Source organism: Mesorhizobium sp. USDA 4775 (assembly GCF_054062655.1).
In genome coordinates, this window is the sequence record NZ_JBSSFM010000001.1 from 2,557,933 (window position 1) to 2,574,162 (window position 16,230).

General features: G+C 63.0%; 16 protein-coding genes. 13 read left to right on the forward strand and 3 right to left on the reverse strand.

Annotated elements, in window-relative coordinates; translation table 11 throughout:
* Nucleotides 1-172 precede the first annotated feature (172 nt).
* Complete coding sequence (locus tag ACVILI_RS12265; RefSeq protein ID WP_038645181.1) at nt 173-1,207, forward strand: LacI family DNA-binding transcriptional regulator; 1,035 nt, start codon at nt 173-175, stop codon at nt 1,205-1,207.
* Here ACVILI_RS12265 and ACVILI_RS12270 read toward each other — a convergent pair.
* From ACVILI_RS12270 to ACVILI_RS12280, 3 genes are all read right to left on the reverse strand, one after another.
* Nucleotides 1,195-2,145 carry an alpha/beta hydrolase gene (locus ACVILI_RS12270; protein WP_084791743.1) on the reverse strand — a complete coding sequence of 317 codons (951 nt, stop codon included), beginning with the start codon at nt 2,143-2,145 and terminating at the stop codon, nt 1,195-1,197. The two genes, ACVILI_RS12265 and ACVILI_RS12270, sit on opposite strands and share 13 nt — an antisense overlap.
* A gap of 138 nt (nt 2,146-2,283) precedes the next feature.
* The gene (locus tag ACVILI_RS12275; protein WP_038645183.1) at nt 2,284-3,432 is read right to left on the reverse strand and encodes a Gfo/Idh/MocA family protein; all 1,149 of its coding nucleotides are present in this window, start codon (nt 3,430-3,432) and stop codon (nt 2,284-2,286) included.
* A 269-nt stretch (nt 3,433-3,701) separates the two neighbouring features.
* Nucleotides 3,702-4,463 carry a DeoR/GlpR family DNA-binding transcription regulator gene (locus tag ACVILI_RS12280; RefSeq protein WP_010914678.1) on the reverse strand — a complete coding sequence of 254 codons (762 nt, stop codon included), beginning with the start codon at nt 4,461-4,463 and terminating at the stop codon, nt 3,702-3,704.
* A gap of 162 nt (nt 4,464-4,625) precedes the next feature.
* On the opposite strand from ACVILI_RS12280, the gene ACVILI_RS12285 reads away from it, so the two are divergent.
* From ACVILI_RS12285 to ACVILI_RS12340, 12 genes are all read left to right on the forward strand, one after another.
* The gene (locus ACVILI_RS12285; protein WP_019856781.1) at nt 4,626-5,426 is read left to right on the forward strand and encodes a beta/alpha barrel domain-containing protein; all 801 of its coding nucleotides are present in this window, start codon (nt 4,626-4,628) and stop codon (nt 5,424-5,426) included.
* A gap of 3 nt (nt 5,427-5,429) precedes the next feature.
* The gene (locus tag ACVILI_RS12290) at nt 5,430-6,380 is read left to right on the forward strand and encodes a PfkB family carbohydrate kinase (protein WP_038645185.1); all 951 of its coding nucleotides are present in this window, start codon (nt 5,430-5,432) and stop codon (nt 6,378-6,380) included.
* An 88-nt stretch (nt 6,381-6,468) separates the two neighbouring features.
* Nucleotides 6,469-7,614: an ABC transporter ATP-binding protein gene (locus ACVILI_RS12295; protein ID WP_019856783.1), complete on the forward strand. Its 1,146-nt coding sequence runs from the start codon at nt 6,469-6,471 to the stop codon at nt 7,612-7,614.
* Between the two features lie 122 nt (nt 7,615-7,736).
* Nucleotides 7,737-8,984: an ABC transporter substrate-binding protein gene (locus ACVILI_RS12300; protein ID WP_010914682.1), complete on the forward strand. Its 1,248-nt coding sequence runs from the start codon at nt 7,737-7,739 to the stop codon at nt 8,982-8,984.
* Between the two features lie 134 nt (nt 8,985-9,118).
* Entirely contained in the window at nt 9,119-10,015 is an 897-nt protein-coding gene (locus ACVILI_RS12305) for a carbohydrate ABC transporter permease (protein WP_010914683.1), read from the forward strand.
* Between the two features lie 5 nt (nt 10,016-10,020).
* Nucleotides 10,021-10,863, forward strand: a complete 843-nt coding sequence (locus tag ACVILI_RS12310; protein ID WP_019856785.1) for a carbohydrate ABC transporter permease — start codon at nt 10,021-10,023, stop codon at nt 10,861-10,863.
* Between the two features lie 52 nt (nt 10,864-10,915).
* Nucleotides 10,916-11,737 carry a sugar phosphate isomerase/epimerase family protein gene (locus ACVILI_RS12315; RefSeq protein WP_038645188.1) on the forward strand — a complete coding sequence of 274 codons (822 nt, stop codon included), beginning with the start codon at nt 10,916-10,918 and terminating at the stop codon, nt 11,735-11,737.
* A gap of 11 nt (nt 11,738-11,748) precedes the next feature.
* Nucleotides 11,749-12,825 carry a Gfo/Idh/MocA family protein gene (locus ACVILI_RS12320; protein ID WP_038645190.1) on the forward strand — a complete coding sequence of 359 codons (1,077 nt, stop codon included), beginning with the start codon at nt 11,749-11,751 and terminating at the stop codon, nt 12,823-12,825.
* On the forward strand, nt 12,825-13,643 hold the full coding sequence (locus ACVILI_RS12325; RefSeq protein ID WP_038645192.1) for a sugar phosphate isomerase/epimerase family protein: 819 nt from the start codon (nt 12,825-12,827) through the stop codon (nt 13,641-13,643). The genes ACVILI_RS12320 and ACVILI_RS12325 overlap by 1 nt, the downstream gene beginning before the upstream one ends.
* On the forward strand, nt 13,643-14,476 hold the full coding sequence (locus tag ACVILI_RS12330; RefSeq protein ID WP_038645194.1) for an alpha/beta fold hydrolase: 834 nt from the start codon (nt 13,643-13,645) through the stop codon (nt 14,474-14,476). Before ACVILI_RS12325 ends, ACVILI_RS12330 begins: the two co-directional genes overlap by 1 nt.
* The gene (locus tag ACVILI_RS12335; protein ID WP_038645196.1) at nt 14,473-15,195 is read left to right on the forward strand and encodes a ribulose-phosphate 3-epimerase; all 723 of its coding nucleotides are present in this window, start codon (nt 14,473-14,475) and stop codon (nt 15,193-15,195) included. The genes ACVILI_RS12330 and ACVILI_RS12335 overlap by 4 nt, the downstream gene beginning before the upstream one ends.
* Nucleotides 15,192-16,211 (forward strand): ROK family protein, encoded by a 1,020-nt coding sequence (locus tag ACVILI_RS12340; RefSeq protein WP_019856791.1) that lies wholly within the window; start codon nt 15,192-15,194, stop codon nt 16,209-16,211. Before ACVILI_RS12335 ends, ACVILI_RS12340 begins: the two co-directional genes overlap by 4 nt.
* Nucleotides 16,212-16,230: the final 19 nt, after the last annotated feature.

Below are 16,230 nucleotides of genomic sequence, written 5' to 3' on the forward strand. Positions count from 1 at the left end.
GAGCGTCAATAAATAATTTGACGCGCGCAACTCTTTTGCGTTGTACTGGAAACGCAAAAATTTGACTGAACAAATTCGGTCAAGCAATGCTGCCTCGCGGCAACGGCCGCAAGACTGATTCTGGCCCGACCGGGAAGGTTGACGGGCGCGAGCAAAGGGGCTGGACATATCGATGGCGGAGAAGACCCACCGCACGATGGATGATTTCGCCAGGGCGTCAGGCGTGTCGCGACCGACCCTGTCGAAGTATTTCGATGATCCGGCCAGTGTTAAGCCGGCGACGCGGGCGCGCATCGAAGCGGCGCTGCGATCCTCGGACTATCAGCCGAACGTTTTCGCGCGTAATCTCAACCGCAAGCGCACCCGCAATGTCGGCATTGTCGTGCCGGCGCTCACCGATCCGTTCTATGCCGAAATGGTCAGCCGCATCGAACTGCGCTGCCGCGACGAAGGTTTCTGGCCGATCGTCATCTCCTCGCACGGCTCGCCGAAACTGGAGGCGGAATCAGTCAGGACGCTGATGTCGCTGAAGGTCGCGGGCGCCATCGTCGCTCCGCTGGGGTTGGTCTCCGAACCCGGCGTCTTCGAGCGGATGAGCGAGGACATTCCGATTGTCTATTTCGACACCTATATCGAAGGCGACACGCCTTTCGTCGGCAACGACAACCACCAGAGCACGTCGACCATCGTCGACTATCTCTGCCGGTCCGGCGAACCGCCGGCCTATGTCGACATTCCGCACGTCAATCACAATTCCGGCGAACGCCTGCAGAGCTATATCGACACGATGCGGGCCGCCGGCCTGGAACCCGTCGTGCTCAAGGCGGCAGGCGACTACAGCTGGGATTTCGAGCGCATCGGCCATGAATGGATGGACAGGACACTCGAGAACGGCGGCCTGCCGGCGCGCACGCTGCTGTGCGCCAATGACCGCCTCGCTTTCGGCGTCATGGCGGCGGCCTTTTCGCGCGGACTGAAGATCGGCCGCCGGGCCGATTGCGATTTCCGTGTCGCCGCCCATGACGATCATCCGCTGAGCCGCTACACCTGTCCGGCGCTGACCACCATGGCGCAGGATTTCGCTGCCATGGCCGGCCGCAGCGTCGAGATCCTGCTGGCCTTGCTGGATGAGGCCGATCCACCCGGCCAGGGTCTGGCGCGCAACGTGAAGCTCGGTGCGACGCTGGTGATGCGTCAGTCGGCCTGAACACGCGTCTGCAATTGCAGCCAGGCCGCCGCCTCGCTCACCGCTTGCCGCGCGGCCAGTATATGACGGCCCATCGAGACGAAGCCGTGGATCTGACCCAGCCAGGGCCGCAGCACCAGAGGCACGCCTTCGATCCGCAGGCGCTCGGCATAGGCCGTGCCTTCGTCGGCAAGAATGTCATGGCCGGCGATCACGACGAATGCAGGTGCCGCGCCGGCAAGGCTCGATGCCAGCAGCGGCGAGACGCGCCAGTCCGTGATGTCGTCCGGCGTTCGCACATAGTGGTCGCGGAACCAGGCCATGGTGGCGGCGGTGAGCCCGAAGCCGTCGCCGAAGCGCCGGTAGCTGTCCGCCGTCTGGCGGGCATCGGTGTTGGGATAGATCAGGACCTGCGCGGCAAGCCGGGGTATCAGCCCGTCACGGGCGAGCAATGCCAGAACGGCGGCAAGGTTGCCGCCTGCGCTGTCGCCGGCAACGCTGATGCGAGTGGGGTCGATGCCCAGTTCGCCGGTATTCTGCGCCATGAAGCGGAGCGCTGCCGCGCAGTCCTCGAGCCCGGCGGGAAATTTATGCTCCGGCGCCAGCCGGTAATCGGGGCAGACCACGACGGCGTTGCCCAGATTGGCCAGCCATCGGCAGATCTCGTCATGCGACGAGAGATTGCCGATGACCCAGCCGCCGCCATGCAGATAGAGCACGGCGCGCGCCCCGGTGCGCGGCGCGCCGATGCCGCGATGGATGCGGATCGTGACCGGGCCGTTCGGCCCATCGATCTCTTGTTGCAAGGTCGCCGCCACCGGCTCGTGTTCGCCCTGCTGTGTCGGGAACGAAGCGTTGTAGGCAGCTCGAGCCGCCGCCACGCTGCCGTTTTCGAAAGGCTCGCCGCCGGCCGCACGGCCGATTTCAAGGGCGCGCAAAGCATCAGGGTCGAGCGTCATTGCCATCTCCATCGAAAGCAATTCCAGGAAAAGTGTACAGCGGTTTTCCCGGGAAAAGCGCGTAGCGCGCTTTCCCGTGGGAATTGTGTGAAACAAGAGATAGGGCGGTTCGCCGTTTCCGCGAAACGGCGAACCGTTCTAGGCAAGGAGGGTGCTTGCCTCGTCCTCGGTCAACAGCGCCGGCTGGACCACGTCACCGGTGATGGCGACCGAGCCTTTCGTTTCGCCGGAATGCAGGATCGCCTCCATGATTTCCAGCACATGCAGCGCCAGATTGCCGGACGCACGGGGTGCGGCGCCTGTCTTCAGCGAGCGCACCAGATCGGCGACGCCGAGCATGCGGTAATTGGCGCGGTCAGGCGCCGCATACGGCCAGTTGCGGGCGCCGTAGAGCTCGCCTTCGCTGGCGAAATCCTTCCACTCCGCGCCGCGCTCGGACAGCGAGACAGTGCCGCCGAACGTGTCGGGATCGGGCAGGCGCAGCGAGCCTTCCGTGCCGTGCAGCTCAATCGGATGGTTGGAATGCCTGAAGACGTCCCATGAGGCGCCGAAGGTAACGGTGGCGCCCGAGCGGAATTCGAGCAGGGACAGCACGTTGGTCGGCGTCCCGACCTTGAATGTGGTGTTCTTGAACGACCCTTCGGCAGTGATCAGGCGTTCCTCCTGGCCGCGTGTCGCCATAGCCATGACGCGCGCGACCGGGCCAAGCAGATTGACCAGCATGGTCAGGTAATAGGGGCCCATGTCGAACACCGGGCCGCCGCCCGGCTGATAGTAGAATTGCGGGTTGGGGTGCCAGTGCTCCATGCCGCGCCCCATCATGAAGGCCGTGCCGGTGACCGGGCGGCCAATGGCGCCCTCATCCATCAGGCGGCGCGCGCGGCGCCCGGCGGCGCCGAGGAAGGTGTCGGGCGCCGAGCCGAGCAGCACGCCGCGCTTGGCGGCCTCCGCTACCAGCCTGTGCCCGTCGCTGGCCGACGTCGCCAGCGGCTTTTCAGTGAAGACGTGTTTTCCCGCTGAAAGGGCTGAAAACGAAATGTCGAAATGCGCGGCGGGAATGGTCAGGTTCAGGACCAGATCGATCTCGGGGTCGGCCAGTAGCGCGTCGACGCCGAGCGCCTGGATGCCATATTCCTTGGCTCGCACCGCCGCCATGTCGGCGGAGATGTCGGCGCAGGCGCGTAATTCGATTCCACCGAAGAGGGCGGCATTGCGCAGGTAGGTCATCGAAATGTTGCCACACCCGATGACGCCGATTGCGAGCTTTTCCTTTGATTTTGCCTGCATTTCTGATCGGTCCTCCCCAATAGGGTCATGCTCTGCTTGATCCGCTGCGTCGGCAACGGATCGTGGTGGAAGAGCCCTATACAACATTTTAAATCTTGACGCGCGTAAAATTTTTATAGACCATGCGGAAATGGCGGCGCAATATCGGGAGGCCGCTAGCCCTGGGAGGAGAAAATGACCGACATCAAGAAACGGCCGACCGCCGATGCGAATCCCGTGGGTCATGCGCGCATTGGATATTTCCGTCGCGGCCAGGGACCGCGACAGGGTCAGGCATAGATCACCTTGGCCCCGGTCCTATCGAGTTGGCTGCGTATCGGGCCGGACAGGCCATCGTCGGTGATCACAACATCGACGCTCGACAGCGAAAATGCCTTGGAGGTCCCGCTGACGCCCCATTTGCTCGAATCCGCAAGAAGGACAACGCGGCGGGCCATGCGCACGAGGTTTCGCTTCGTTCGCGCCATGTCTTCGTTCACGTCGACCACATCCAGTGACGAGTCAATCGCATGCGCTCCAACAAAGACCTGATGCGCTACCAAGCCGCCGAGAGCCGTGTCGGCATCGGTGATCAGCGTGCTCACCGTGTCCGGATAGACCCGGCCGCCGATCATGTGAACGTCGAGTCCGGGCCGATGCATCAGATGCTGCACGATATTCATTGCCGTGGCCGCGACCACGACATTGCTGAGCGGCGGTAACAGCATGGCAACCTGCATCAATGTCGAGCCGCCGTCGAAGATGACCGATTGGTTGTCCTCGAACAGTTCCACCGCTGCCCGGGCGATGCGCTTCTTTGCGTCGAGGTTCGTTTGCATCCGCCGGGCGAAAGCGGCCGTGGTCGAATCCGTGGTCCGGGTCACCGCCCCTCCACGCGTCTTGGTCAGCAGTCCCTTGCGGTCCAGTATCTCGAGGTCGGAGCGCACCGTGACTTCCGACACGCCAAAATTGTCTGACAGATCCTTGATGCGAACCTGTCCGCTTCGTTGCACTTCACCCAGGATCGATTGGCGTCTCTGCTCTGACAACATTGCCCTGTCCTTGGCTCCATGCGCCAGGCGATCGCCCTGGCCTCGGTTCACTCTACCAAAAATATGCGAATTCGAAAGGTTTCGAAAGATTGCATTTAACCTTTCTTTCGAAAACACTATGTCCAGGATTTTGAAATCAATCGATTGGAGAGTTTTGGACTCATGAGCCTCGGAACCAAGGTGCGCCTGGCGCGCCTCTTCTCACATCCATCGGGGAATCTTTTTGGCGGCGCGGTCGACCACTTTGTCGGCTATGGCGACGTGCGCAGAGGAGGTCTTGCCGACCTGCCGGGCGCGCTTGCACGCGTCATGGCGGGCAAACCCGACTATGTCAGCATCCAGCCTGGCACCGCGCGCCATCTGTGGCCGCAATATGCGGGCAAGGCTTCCCTGGTGATCCAGGCCGGCTGCTTCACCCCGGACGATCGCATCAGCGAACTGATTGCAACGCCCGAGGATGCGGTGCGCGCTGGCGCCGATGCGTTGGCGGTGGCCATTCCGGTGCGCGGCGCGACCGAGGGCAAATACATTCGCTGGCTGACCGATTCGGTGAATGCCGCGGCCCGCTACGGCATGCCGGTGGTGGCGCATATCTACCCTCGCGATTTTACCGACGGAGCTAAGATCGTCTTCACCCCCGACGAGATCGCCTATGCGGCGCGCATAGGCTACGAGTCCGGTGTCGATGTGATCAAGATCGGTTACACGGGCGATTTCGAGTCGTTCCGAGAGACCGTTCGGACCTGCCCGGTGCCGGTTGTGATCGCCGGTGGTCCGAAGACCGATACGCTGCTTGGCGCCCTTCAGCAGACGGCGGACGCCATCCGTGCCGGCGCGCGCGGTGCCGTGGTCGGCCGTAATCTCTGGGGGCATGGCGATCCTCAGAAGGCAGCGCTTGCCTTTCGGGGCGTCATCCACGACGGCCTTTCGGCGCAAGACGCCTTGGCGAAAGCGGGGGCCTGAGCGATGCCCGCCGTCCCCTCGATCCTCGGCTTCGGCGCTATTGCGATCGACGACATCGTCTATGTCGATCAGCCGTTGTCGGCAGGCAAGGGGAGGGTTCGGCAAAGTGCCCGGGCTTTCGGGGGAAATGTCGCGACGGCCCTTGCCGCCGTCGCGCGGCTCGGCGGAAGCGCCGGGTTCGTCGGATGGCTGGGCGATGCCGCGGACGACCCGGTACTGTGCGATCTCATTGAGAGCGGTGTTGAAACCGCATTCGCGCCGCGCCACGCCGACGCGCGCCCGGTGCGCTCACGCATCACGGTCGGCTCGGACGGGGAGCGGTTCATCGCATATGACGACGACGCGATGCTGGGCACCACGCCGGATTTCTCAGACGAGGTCCTCAGCCGAGCGGCCGTCCTGATCGTCGACAGTTACGCGATCCGGTCGGTGGATGTCGTGGCTCGGGCTCGCGATCACGGCCTTGCGATCCTCGGCGATATCGAATGGAGCGGTGGCCCAGCCACGGAGAGGCTGATCGGGCTCTGCGACCACCTCATTCTTCCTCTTGGCTTTGCGCGGGCCGCTACGGGCTGCCGATTGCCCGCCGAGATGCTCGAAGCATTGTGGTCGCCGTCGCGATCCGCCGTGGTTCTGACCGATGGCGGCAGGGGCGTATATTATCGCGGGCGTGAAGAGACACGGCTCTGGCAACTTCCGCCGCACCGGGTTGCCGTTGTCGACTCGACCGGCGCCGGTGACTGCTTTCACGGCGCCTACGCCCATGCATGGACGCGCGGCGCCGACACCGCAGGCCGAGTGGCATTCGCTGCCGCGGCGGCAGCCCTTTCGATAACGGGGCGTGGCGGGCGCGAGGCGCTTCCGACCGAAGACCAGGTAACGGAACTGCTGGCATCGGCGAACGCGCCGTCGGCGGTCGAACTGAAATATGCGCAGCTCGATACAGGAACATAGCCTGCAACCATCCGAGGAAGCATCTCACAGGCGAAAGGGCCAAGAAGAATAATAAAAACCAGCGGCTTAGACTTGTGGAGGGAGGAATATGGCAGAAGTCGTTCTTGAGAATATATGCAAGACATACGGGAACAATTTTCGCGCAATCGACCAATTGAACCTGTCGGTCGAGGACGGCGAGTTTTTGATTCTCGTCGGGCCGTCGGGCTGTGGAAAATCCACCGCGTTGCGGATGATCGCGGGATTGGAGGACATCACCAGCGGTAGTCTTCGGATCGGCGGTACCGACGTCGTCGACATGCCGCCCAAGGACCGCGACATCGCGATGGTCTTCCAGAGCTACGCGCTTTACCCGCATATGACTGTGTTCGAAAACATCGCCTTTTCGATGCGGCTGGCAGGCAAGCCGAAGGCCGAACGCAAGAAGCGCGTCGACGAGATCGCCAAGACCCTTCAGCTGACGTCTTTGCTGGACAGCAAACCCGCCAACCTTTCCGGCGGACAGCGTCAAAGGGTTGCCATGGGCCGCGCCATGGTGCGCGAGCCGGCCGCCTTTCTCATGGACGAACCCCTTTCGAATCTGGACGCCAAACTGCGCGTGCAAATGCGCGCCGAAATCACCCGCCTGCAAAAGCAGCTCGGCGTAACGACCATATACGTGACCCACGACCAGACCGAAGCGATGACGATGGGGGACCGGGTCGCCGTGCTGAAGGGCGGTGTGCTGCAGCAGGTCGACACGCCCAAGAGGCTTTACGAATCACCGGTGAACGCCTTCGTTGCCGGCTTTATCGGCTCTCCCTCGATGAACCTTTTCGAAGCGACCCTGACGGGCGGCGAACTGATGCCCGGGGCCTTTGCCATTCGGCTGCAGGATGCGGCCTTCGTGCGCAGGCCGGGTTTGAAGTCGTATGCGGGGCGCAAGGTCGTGTTCGGGATACGACCGGAGGATCTCTATGACAGCAGCCTCGAATCCGGCCGCAAGTATCAGACGATACCGGCAAGGGTGACCTCGATCGAAGAACTCGGGTCGGAACATATCGTCCATCTCAACATCGACGCGGTCCGGGTGGACTCCGGCGACCCCGACGCGGTGCAGGATTTCGGCCTGACGTCGAATGCGGTGGCGAGATTCGAACCGGACAGCACAGTCCGTTCCGGCTCGGAAATCCGGTTGGCCCTGGATGATACCAAGCTCCATTTCTTCGATCCCGAGACGCATCTGGCGATCTGACGAATTGTGGCAGAGCCCGCGGGCGAGGGCGAGGCGCCCACGAAGTACGCGTAAGAAGACTTCTGAATGAAGCAGACGATCGGCTGCATTGTGCGGTCGATCCCAAAGAAGGAGGAGAAAAAATGACGTTTCGGATAAAGCCCGCGATGCTGAAAATAGCCGCGGCAGCATGGTTGCTTGGCGCAACAGCGGCAATGGCGGACACCACGCTGGAATTCACCCAGTGGTGGGAGCCGGAGCTGCCCGCAGGTTCTTTGCGGAAAATCATGGACGATTTCGAGGCCGCGAATCCCGGCATCAAGGTGACGCTGGTCAGCGGTCCCTACGCGACCACGCGAGACCAGATCTCGGTTGGCGCTGCAACCGGAACGCTCAGCGACGTCGTCGGTCTCGACGGCGCCTGGGTGAACAATCTGAACGCGCAGGGTGCGCTTGCTGACATGAACCCGATGATGGATGCGAGCAAGTTCGATAAAGCCCAAGTCGCGGACATCATCAAGGTGGACGGCAAGGCGGTGATGTTTCCCGTCGCTTCCTTCGTCTATCCGGTCTTCGTCAATCTGGACCTCGCCGCCCAGGCGGGCGTGACCAAGCTGCCGTCGACCCGTGCGGAGTTTCTCGAAGCCGCCAAGAAGATGACCCATGCCGACAAGAACCAGTATGGCTGGGTGCTGCCCCTGTCGCTGCAGACGCCATCCGGCGTCCAGAACGACATGATGTCATGGGTTTGGGCTTCGGGTCAGTCGATGATGGCGAACGGCAAGCCAGCCCTTGAGGGCAAACCGGTGGTGGACATGCTCACCTTCGTCAAATCACTCAACGACGCCGGCACCATCTCGCCCGGCATCGCCACCAAGACCGAGCAGGAAAAGGTCGAGGAATTCGTCAACGACCGCGTCGGGATGATGATCGACTCGCTCGCCCATGTGAACCTCATCCGCAAGCGCAATCCCAAGCTGAACTTCGACCTCATCCCGGTCCCGGTCGTGGAAAACTATACCGGCAAGCGCGGCCTTCCCTATGCCTCCTGGGGCATCGGCATCTCTGCCGCCTCGAAACATCAGGAAGAGGCCTGGAAACTCGTCCAGTATCTGATGAGTGAAAAGGTGAACGCCAAGCTCGTGTCGCTTGCGAACGCCTTCCCGGGCAACGTCAACGCCAAGCCCGATTTCGTGACCTCGGACAAGGCTTTCGCCAAGGCTTTTGAGATATTCAAGACCGGTTATCTCGCCAATGAGTTCACGGGCCTGCCGGTGGCTGAAGACCTGATGACCCAGTTCGACGTGCAGGCCCAGAAGATGCTCGCCGGGGAGCAGTCTCCGGAGCAAGCCGCAACCGCCGCTCAGAAGGGCTGGATGGCGAAATTCTGATCGACCCGTTCCGGTTTGCTATCTTCTGCCGGGTGGCCTGACTTCGGGCCACCCGGCAACAACGGATCGGCAATTTGAGATGGCTCAGTTTCCGAAGTTTACCTTCTCTTGAAGGCGTATCCCAAGGTTGGCACATGACCCGGCAAAAGCGCTCCCACCACAAGCTGAAACGAGCGGTCGCACCCTACCTCTATCTGTCGCCCTCGCTGCTCATAATCGGGCTTCTGATGCTGCTGCCGATGGTGACGGTGATTGCCTACTCGTTCCAGAACAGCGCGGTGCTGCGTCGTGACCCAACCTTTGCCGGACTGAAACATTACCAGGCGATCTTCGACGATCCGGTGTTCTGGGCATCGCTGTGGCACACGCTCTACTTCACATGCATGAGTGTCATTTTCCACATGACCATCGGCATGGTCTTCGCGCTCATGCTGAACAGCGACCGCATCAATCCGACGCTGCGCAATATTCTGCGCGTGCTCTACATACTACCCTGGCTGTTCACCGCGGTGATCATCGCGGTGATCTGGCGCCTGCTGCTCGAGCCGAACGGCGTGGTGAACAGCATTCTCATGCAAATCGGCATTATCGGTTCCAAGATCGAATGGTTTTCCTCGCCTGAGACCGCGCTGCACGCCGTCACCTTCGCCAACATCTGGGCGGGTTATCCGCTCTTCATGGTCAGCCTGCTCGCGGGTTTGCAGGGCATTCCCAAGGATTTCTACGAGGCCGCCGACATCGACGGGGCGAAAGCCTACCAGAAGCTGATCTTCATCACCATCCCGCAGCTGATGCCGATCATCATCAGCATCTCGCTGCTCGACTTCATCTGGACCATGCAGGTCTTCCCGTTAATCTGGATAACGACGGGCGGTGGTCCGATCTACTCGACCGAGGTCCTCAGTACCTACACCTACAAGCTGGCGTTTTCGAGCTACAACCTGTCGCAGGCTTCGGCGAGCGCTGTGGTCATCTTGTTGATCTCTCTCGGCCTGACGCTGTTCTATATTCGCTATCAAAAGGCTCGGTAGTCACCATGAGGAAAAGGCATACGCCAAAAGACAGGCTGATCACCGTCGCGCTCCATGTAGCGCTTGCAGCGGGACTCTTCTTCGCGGCATTCCCGATCTACTGGATGCTGAGCAGTTCGTTCAAATCGAATACCGAAATCTTTGCCCTGCCGCCAACCATCCTGCCAAAGGCCTTCACGCTGGAAGCGTATGCAGCCATCCTCGGCGACCCGGTAAAGCTGCGCTTCTTCTTCAACAGCTATTTCGTGGCGGGAACGGTAACCGTGCTGACGGTGCTGATCGCCTTGCTGGCGGCCTACGGGTTCAGCCGCTTCAACTTCCGCGGCAAGGGCAGCCTGAACACACTCATCATCAGCACGCAGACGATTCCGCCGATCACACTTTTGATCCCGTTCTTCGGGCTTGTCGTCTCATACGGTATCTTCGATACCTATGTCGCACTGATCCTGACTTACCTGGTGTTCACCCTGCCGTACGCGATCCTGCTGATGACGGGATATCTGAACACCTTGCCCCGCGATCTCGATGAAGCCGTGGCTGTCGATGGCGGCACCAGCTGGACAGCGCTTTGGCGGGTGATCGTCCCGATTTCGCTGCCTGGTATCGTGGCGACGTCGGTCTACACCTTCCTGTTGTGCTGGAACGAATTTCTCTTTGCGCTGACGCTGACGAAGTCAACGTCCATGCGCACCGTCCCGATCGGCATCCAGCTGTTGATGGGGCAGCACGCCTTCGAATGGAACCAGATGATGGCGATGAGCGTGCTCGGCTCGCTGCCGCTCTTGCTCATCTACCTCGTTGCCCAGAGGTACTTCCTCGCCGGGATGACCGCGGGCTCGGTCAAGTAGGATGTCCATGCCACGGCGGCATCAACTATAAGCGGTATCAAGGATTGAAAGGATGAACGTGAAGGACCTTAAAGTCGGCTGCCAGACCTTTACCTGGGAAATGCTCGGCGACCGTTTTGCCGGCGGCCCCGACGATCTGTTGAAGGCCATTGCCGACGGCGGCTATTCCGGCATCGAGATCACCGACACCATGATCGGCCGCTACGCCGACCGGCCGTCGGAATTCGCCGCCGCGCTGAAGTCGTCCGGCCTGACGCTGGTCTCCTTTGCCTTCGGCTCGAACAGCGGCTTTACGCTGAAGGAGGAGATTGGCGCCGACCTCGAGGCGGCGCAGCGCTGGATCGATTTCGCTTCCGCCTTTCCCGGCGCGCTGGTGTCGATGGGGTCGGCAACCGTGGTGTCCGACGGCCCGCGCGACGACAAGTTCGCCATCGCCGCGGAGGTTTACAACAGGGCCGGCGAGCTTGGCCGCAAGGCTGGCGTCCAGGTGGCGGTGCATCCGAGCTCGCATCACAACACGCTGCTGTTCGACCGCGCCGACTACGACAGGATCTTCGCCTTGCTCGACCGCGATCTGGTCGGCTGGGTGCCGGACACCGGTCATATTTTGCGCGGCCACAAGGACATGGCCGACACGCTGCGCACCTATAGCGACCGCATCCGCTACATCCACTTGAAGGACGTCGACGCCAACGGCACCTGGGCGATGCTGGGCAAGGGGGTCTGCGATACCCCTGCAGTTATCGAGATTGCCGGCACCGCGCCGCGCTTCAATGGCTGGCTGGTGCTGGAAGAGGAATCCGAAACGGCCGCCGCCGATCCCGCCGGCGCGGTCAAGACCAACCGCCAGACGATGCGCAGCTACGGCGCCTGAAGAACGAAACGATGATCAAGAAACAAGACAGACGCCTCAGGGTCGGTGTGCTCGGCTGCGGCCCGATCGCACAGTTCGCGCACCTGGAATCCTGCGCCAAGGCCGGCAATGCCGATCTCTACGCCATCTGCGATGCGGCTCCCGACCTGCTCGCCCGCATGGGCGCCACCTACGAGCCGCAAAGAATGTATGCCGACTATGACGCCATGCTCGCCGATCCTGAGCTGGAGGCGGTGGTCGTCGCCACCTCGGATGCCTATCACGTGCCGATGTCGATCAAGGCGCTCGACGCCGGAAAGCATGTGCTGTGCGAAAAGCCGATCGGCACTTCGGTCGAGGAGGGCGAGGCGCTGGCGGCGGCGGTGAAGCGTTCGGGCAAGGTGCTGCAGGTCGGGCACATGAAGCGCTTCGATCCGGCGCTGGAGGCCGCGCGCGACTTCGTCCGTGACGAGATGGGCGAGGTGCTGGCGCTGAAGGCCTGGTATTGCGATTCCACCCATCGCTACACCAACACCGATGCGGTGCAGCCGCTGCCGGTCACCAGCAAGCTGGCGAGGAAACCTTCGGGCAATCCGAAGGCGGACCTGCGGCAATATTTCATGCTGGCGCATGGCTCGCATCTGGTCGACACGGCGCGCTTCCTGTGCGGCGAAATCACCGCCGTGCGCGCCCGTCTCAATGAACGCTTCGGCGCCTATTGCTGGTTCGTCGAAACCGAATTCGCCAGTGGCGCGCTCGGTCATCTCGACCTCACCGTCGCCGTGCGCATGGACTGGCATGAAGGCTTCCAGCTTTATGGCGAGAACGGTTCCGTTATCGCGAAAACCTTCAACCCCTGGTACTTCCGCGCCAGCGAGGTCGATATCTTCCATGAAAAGGATGCGACCTCGCGCAAGCCGCTCGGCGCCGACGGCCATTTCTTCCGCCGTCAGTTGGAGGGTCTTGCCGATACGGTGCTGACCGGCGCGCCGATGCGCGGCGCCAATGTCGAGGACGGCATCGCCTCGATCCGCTCCATGGTGGCGATTGCCCGTTCTGTCGAGAAAGGCGAGCGGGTCGAACTCGCCTCGGTTTCGGGTGCGGTCTGATGCGCCTCGGCATTTTCGCCAAGACTTTTCCCGGCACCGACCCGACCGCCGTGTTGCCCGCGGTGAAGCAGGCCGGATATGAGACGACGCAGTTCAATCTCGCCTGCGCCGGCCTGCCGTCAATGCCGGATGCCGTCCCGGCGGATGCCATCGAATCCATCCGTGCTGCAGTGCAATCATCAGGCGTCTCGCTTGCAGCCCTCTCGGGCACCTACAACATGGCGCATCCCGACAGATCGGTGCGCGACGATGGCCTTCGCCGTCTTGGTGTGGTCATCAAGACGGCTGCATCCCTCGGCATCCCGCTGGTCACGCTCTGCACCGGCTCGCGCAATATCGCCGATCAATGGGCCTATCATCCCGAAAATGCCACACCCTCCGCCTGGTGCGACATGGCTGCCGAAATGGGCAAGGCGCTGGCGCTGGCCGAGGATGCCGGCATCGATCTCGGCATTGAGCCCGAGCAGGCCAACATCGTCACTTCGGCGAGCGACGCGACGCGCCTGATCGCCGACATGCGCTCGAAGCGACTGAAGATCGTGCTCGATCCGGCCAATCTGTTCGAGTACGCCACGCCAGACGAAGCGCGTACTATCGTCGCTGCCGCGGTCGGCGAGGCCGCCGGGCACATCGCCATGGCGCACGCCAAGGATCGGCATGGTGATGCCCGCTTCGCCACGGCTGGACAAGGCATCGTCGACTTCCCGGATTTCGTCGCGCGGCTGAAGGCCGTGGGTTTTGGCGGTGCGCTCGTCACGCACGGGCTGTCCGCTGATGAGGCCCCTGAAGTCGCCGCCTTCCTGCGTGGGTTGCTCTGATGAGCGCCGCCCCGACGATCCTGCTGCGCGACGACGCCGCGCTTCGTGTCTTCGACACGGGGCAGGGCAGGCTTCCCGTCGTCTTCCAGCATGGCCTCGGCGGCGACGCCAATCAGGTGGCGCAGAACTTTCCTGACCAACCATCATACCGCCGGCTGACCGTCGAATGCCGCGCGCAGGGCGCCTCCAGCGCCGGCAGCAGGCGTCCGTTCTCGATCACCATGTTCGCCGACGATGTGCTGGCCGCCGCCGATGCGGCCGGCCTCGACCGTTTCGTAGCCGGCGGCATTTCCATGGGCGCGGCTATTGCGCTGCGGCTTGCTGCTCGCCATCCGGACCGCGTGCTTGGCCTGGTGCTGGTGCGACCTGCCTGGGCCTTCGATGCGGCACCGTGCAACATGCGCCCCTATGTCGAAGTGGCGGAACTTATCCGACGGCTCCCCCTCGCGGAGGCCCACGACGCCTTCGCGTCCTCCGCGACATCAGCCCGCTTTCGCGCGGAAGCGCCGGACAATCTTGCTTCGCTGCTCGGCTTCTTTGCGCGTGAAAACGCGACGACCTTCGCCGAGGTGATGCAGGAGATCGCCAATGATGGGCCTGGCGTGACGCAGGCGGCAGCCGCTCGCCTCGCAATTCCCTCGCTGGTCATCGGCAGCGGCATCGATCTCGTCCATCCCCTGGCGACCGCCCGCGAACTCGGCGAGACCATCCCCGATGCCGCCTTCGTCCAGGTGACGCCGAAAGCGGCTGACAAGGATCGCCATTTCGCCGAAATCCACGCCGCTATCGGCGGCTTTCTCGACAGACATTTCAACAATCAGGACCAATCATGACTTCAAAGCCCCTGTCAGGCCCGGCGGCAATAGCCGCATTGCCGCGCGATCGCTTGATCGCCGAATTCTCGCTCTGGTCGGCCAATCTCGCCAATTTCGAGAGCGACCTCAGGCGCATCGAACCCCATGTCGATCTGCATCACATCGATGTGGCGGACGGCCATTTCGCGCCGTCCTTCCTGTTCTTCCCCGATCTCGTCGCCCGCATCGCCGGACTGACGGCCAAACCCATCCATGTCCATTTGATGGTCGATGCCGCAATCGTCGAGGCGCAGACGCGCCAGTTCATCGAGGCCGGCGCCGACATGATCAGCGTCCATGCCGAGAACGGCGAGGCAGGATTGCGCGCCGTGCGGCTGGCGCGCGAACTCGGCGCCGAAGCGGGCGTCGTGTTGCGGCTTGAGACGCCGGTCGAGGCAGTGAAGCCTTTCGTCTCCGAGGTCGCCTTCGTCACGCTGCTGGGAACCGCGATCGGCGTGAAGGGCCAGAGCCTGTCGGACAAGGCATGCGACAGGCTGGGCGCTGCCCGCGCTATCCTGCGAGGAGCCGGCCGTGAGGCAGAAGTGGTGCTTGCCGCCGATGGCGGCATCCGCCACGAGACCGTGCCGTTGCTGCGTGCCGCCGGTGCGCAGACCGTGGTTCTCGGTTCGCTCGCCTTCGGCGACAAGGATCTCGCCGGCCGCATCGGCTGGCTGCATGGGCTGAAGGTCGCGGCATGAGCACTGAAGCCGCCCTCGCGATCGATCTTGGTGGCACCGAGCTTCGTGCCGCGCTGGTCGATCGTGACGGCAAGATCCTGGCCTTCGCCGCCGTGCCGACGCAGGCTCAGGCCGGACCTGACGTGGTGATCGGCCAGATCGAGGCGCTGGCCGCGACCGTGCATGCCGAGGCGCCGGGCCTCGCCATTGTCGGCGTCGGCGTCGGCGCGCCGGGACCGCTCGACCCGCTGGCCGGCATCGCCGTCGGACCGCCGACACTTGCCGGCTGGCAGGATGTGCCGCTGGCCGACATCCTCGAGCGCCGGCTCGGCCTGCCGGTGCGTCTGGAAAACGATGCCAACGCGGCCGCACTCGGCGAATGGCGCTTCGGTGCCGGCCATGGCGCCCGCTCGCTGGTCTTCGTTACGGTTTCGACCGGCATCGGCGGCGGTGTCGTTGCCGACGGGCGCATCTTGCACGGCCGCCGTGGGCTGGCCGCCGAGATCGGCCATATGACCATCACCAACGAGGGCGAGCGCTGCGTGTGCGGCGTCGTCGGCTGCTTCGAGGCCATCGCCTCGGGCACGGCACTTGGCCGTCGCGCCAACGCCGCGACATCGGCCTTTGACGGCTCGACGTTGCGCCGCCTCTCGGCCAATGCCGAGGTCACCGGCCGCCACGTGGTTGAGGCGGCGCGGCTGCAAGACGACCTCGCTCTGGCCCTGCTGGAGGAAGAGGCACGCTGGCTGGGCGTCGGCTTCACCAATCTCTTGCACCTTTACTCGCCCGACGTCCTGGTCGTTGGCGGCGGCATCGCCAATGGGCTCGACCTCATGCACCCCGTTATCGAGGCGACCATCCGGCAGCGCGCCATGCGCGCCTATCGCGACGTGCCGGTGGTGCAGGCCCAGCTTGGCCGCCACGCCGGGCTGGTCGGCGCCGCCAGCCTTGTCCTGTTCGACGATGGCAGCCTGGCAGCCCGCATGCCCGTCGGTCCAAGCACGTTCCCGGAAGCGCGGAGGGATTTCAATGGCTGACATGTCACGTTAGAAAAGC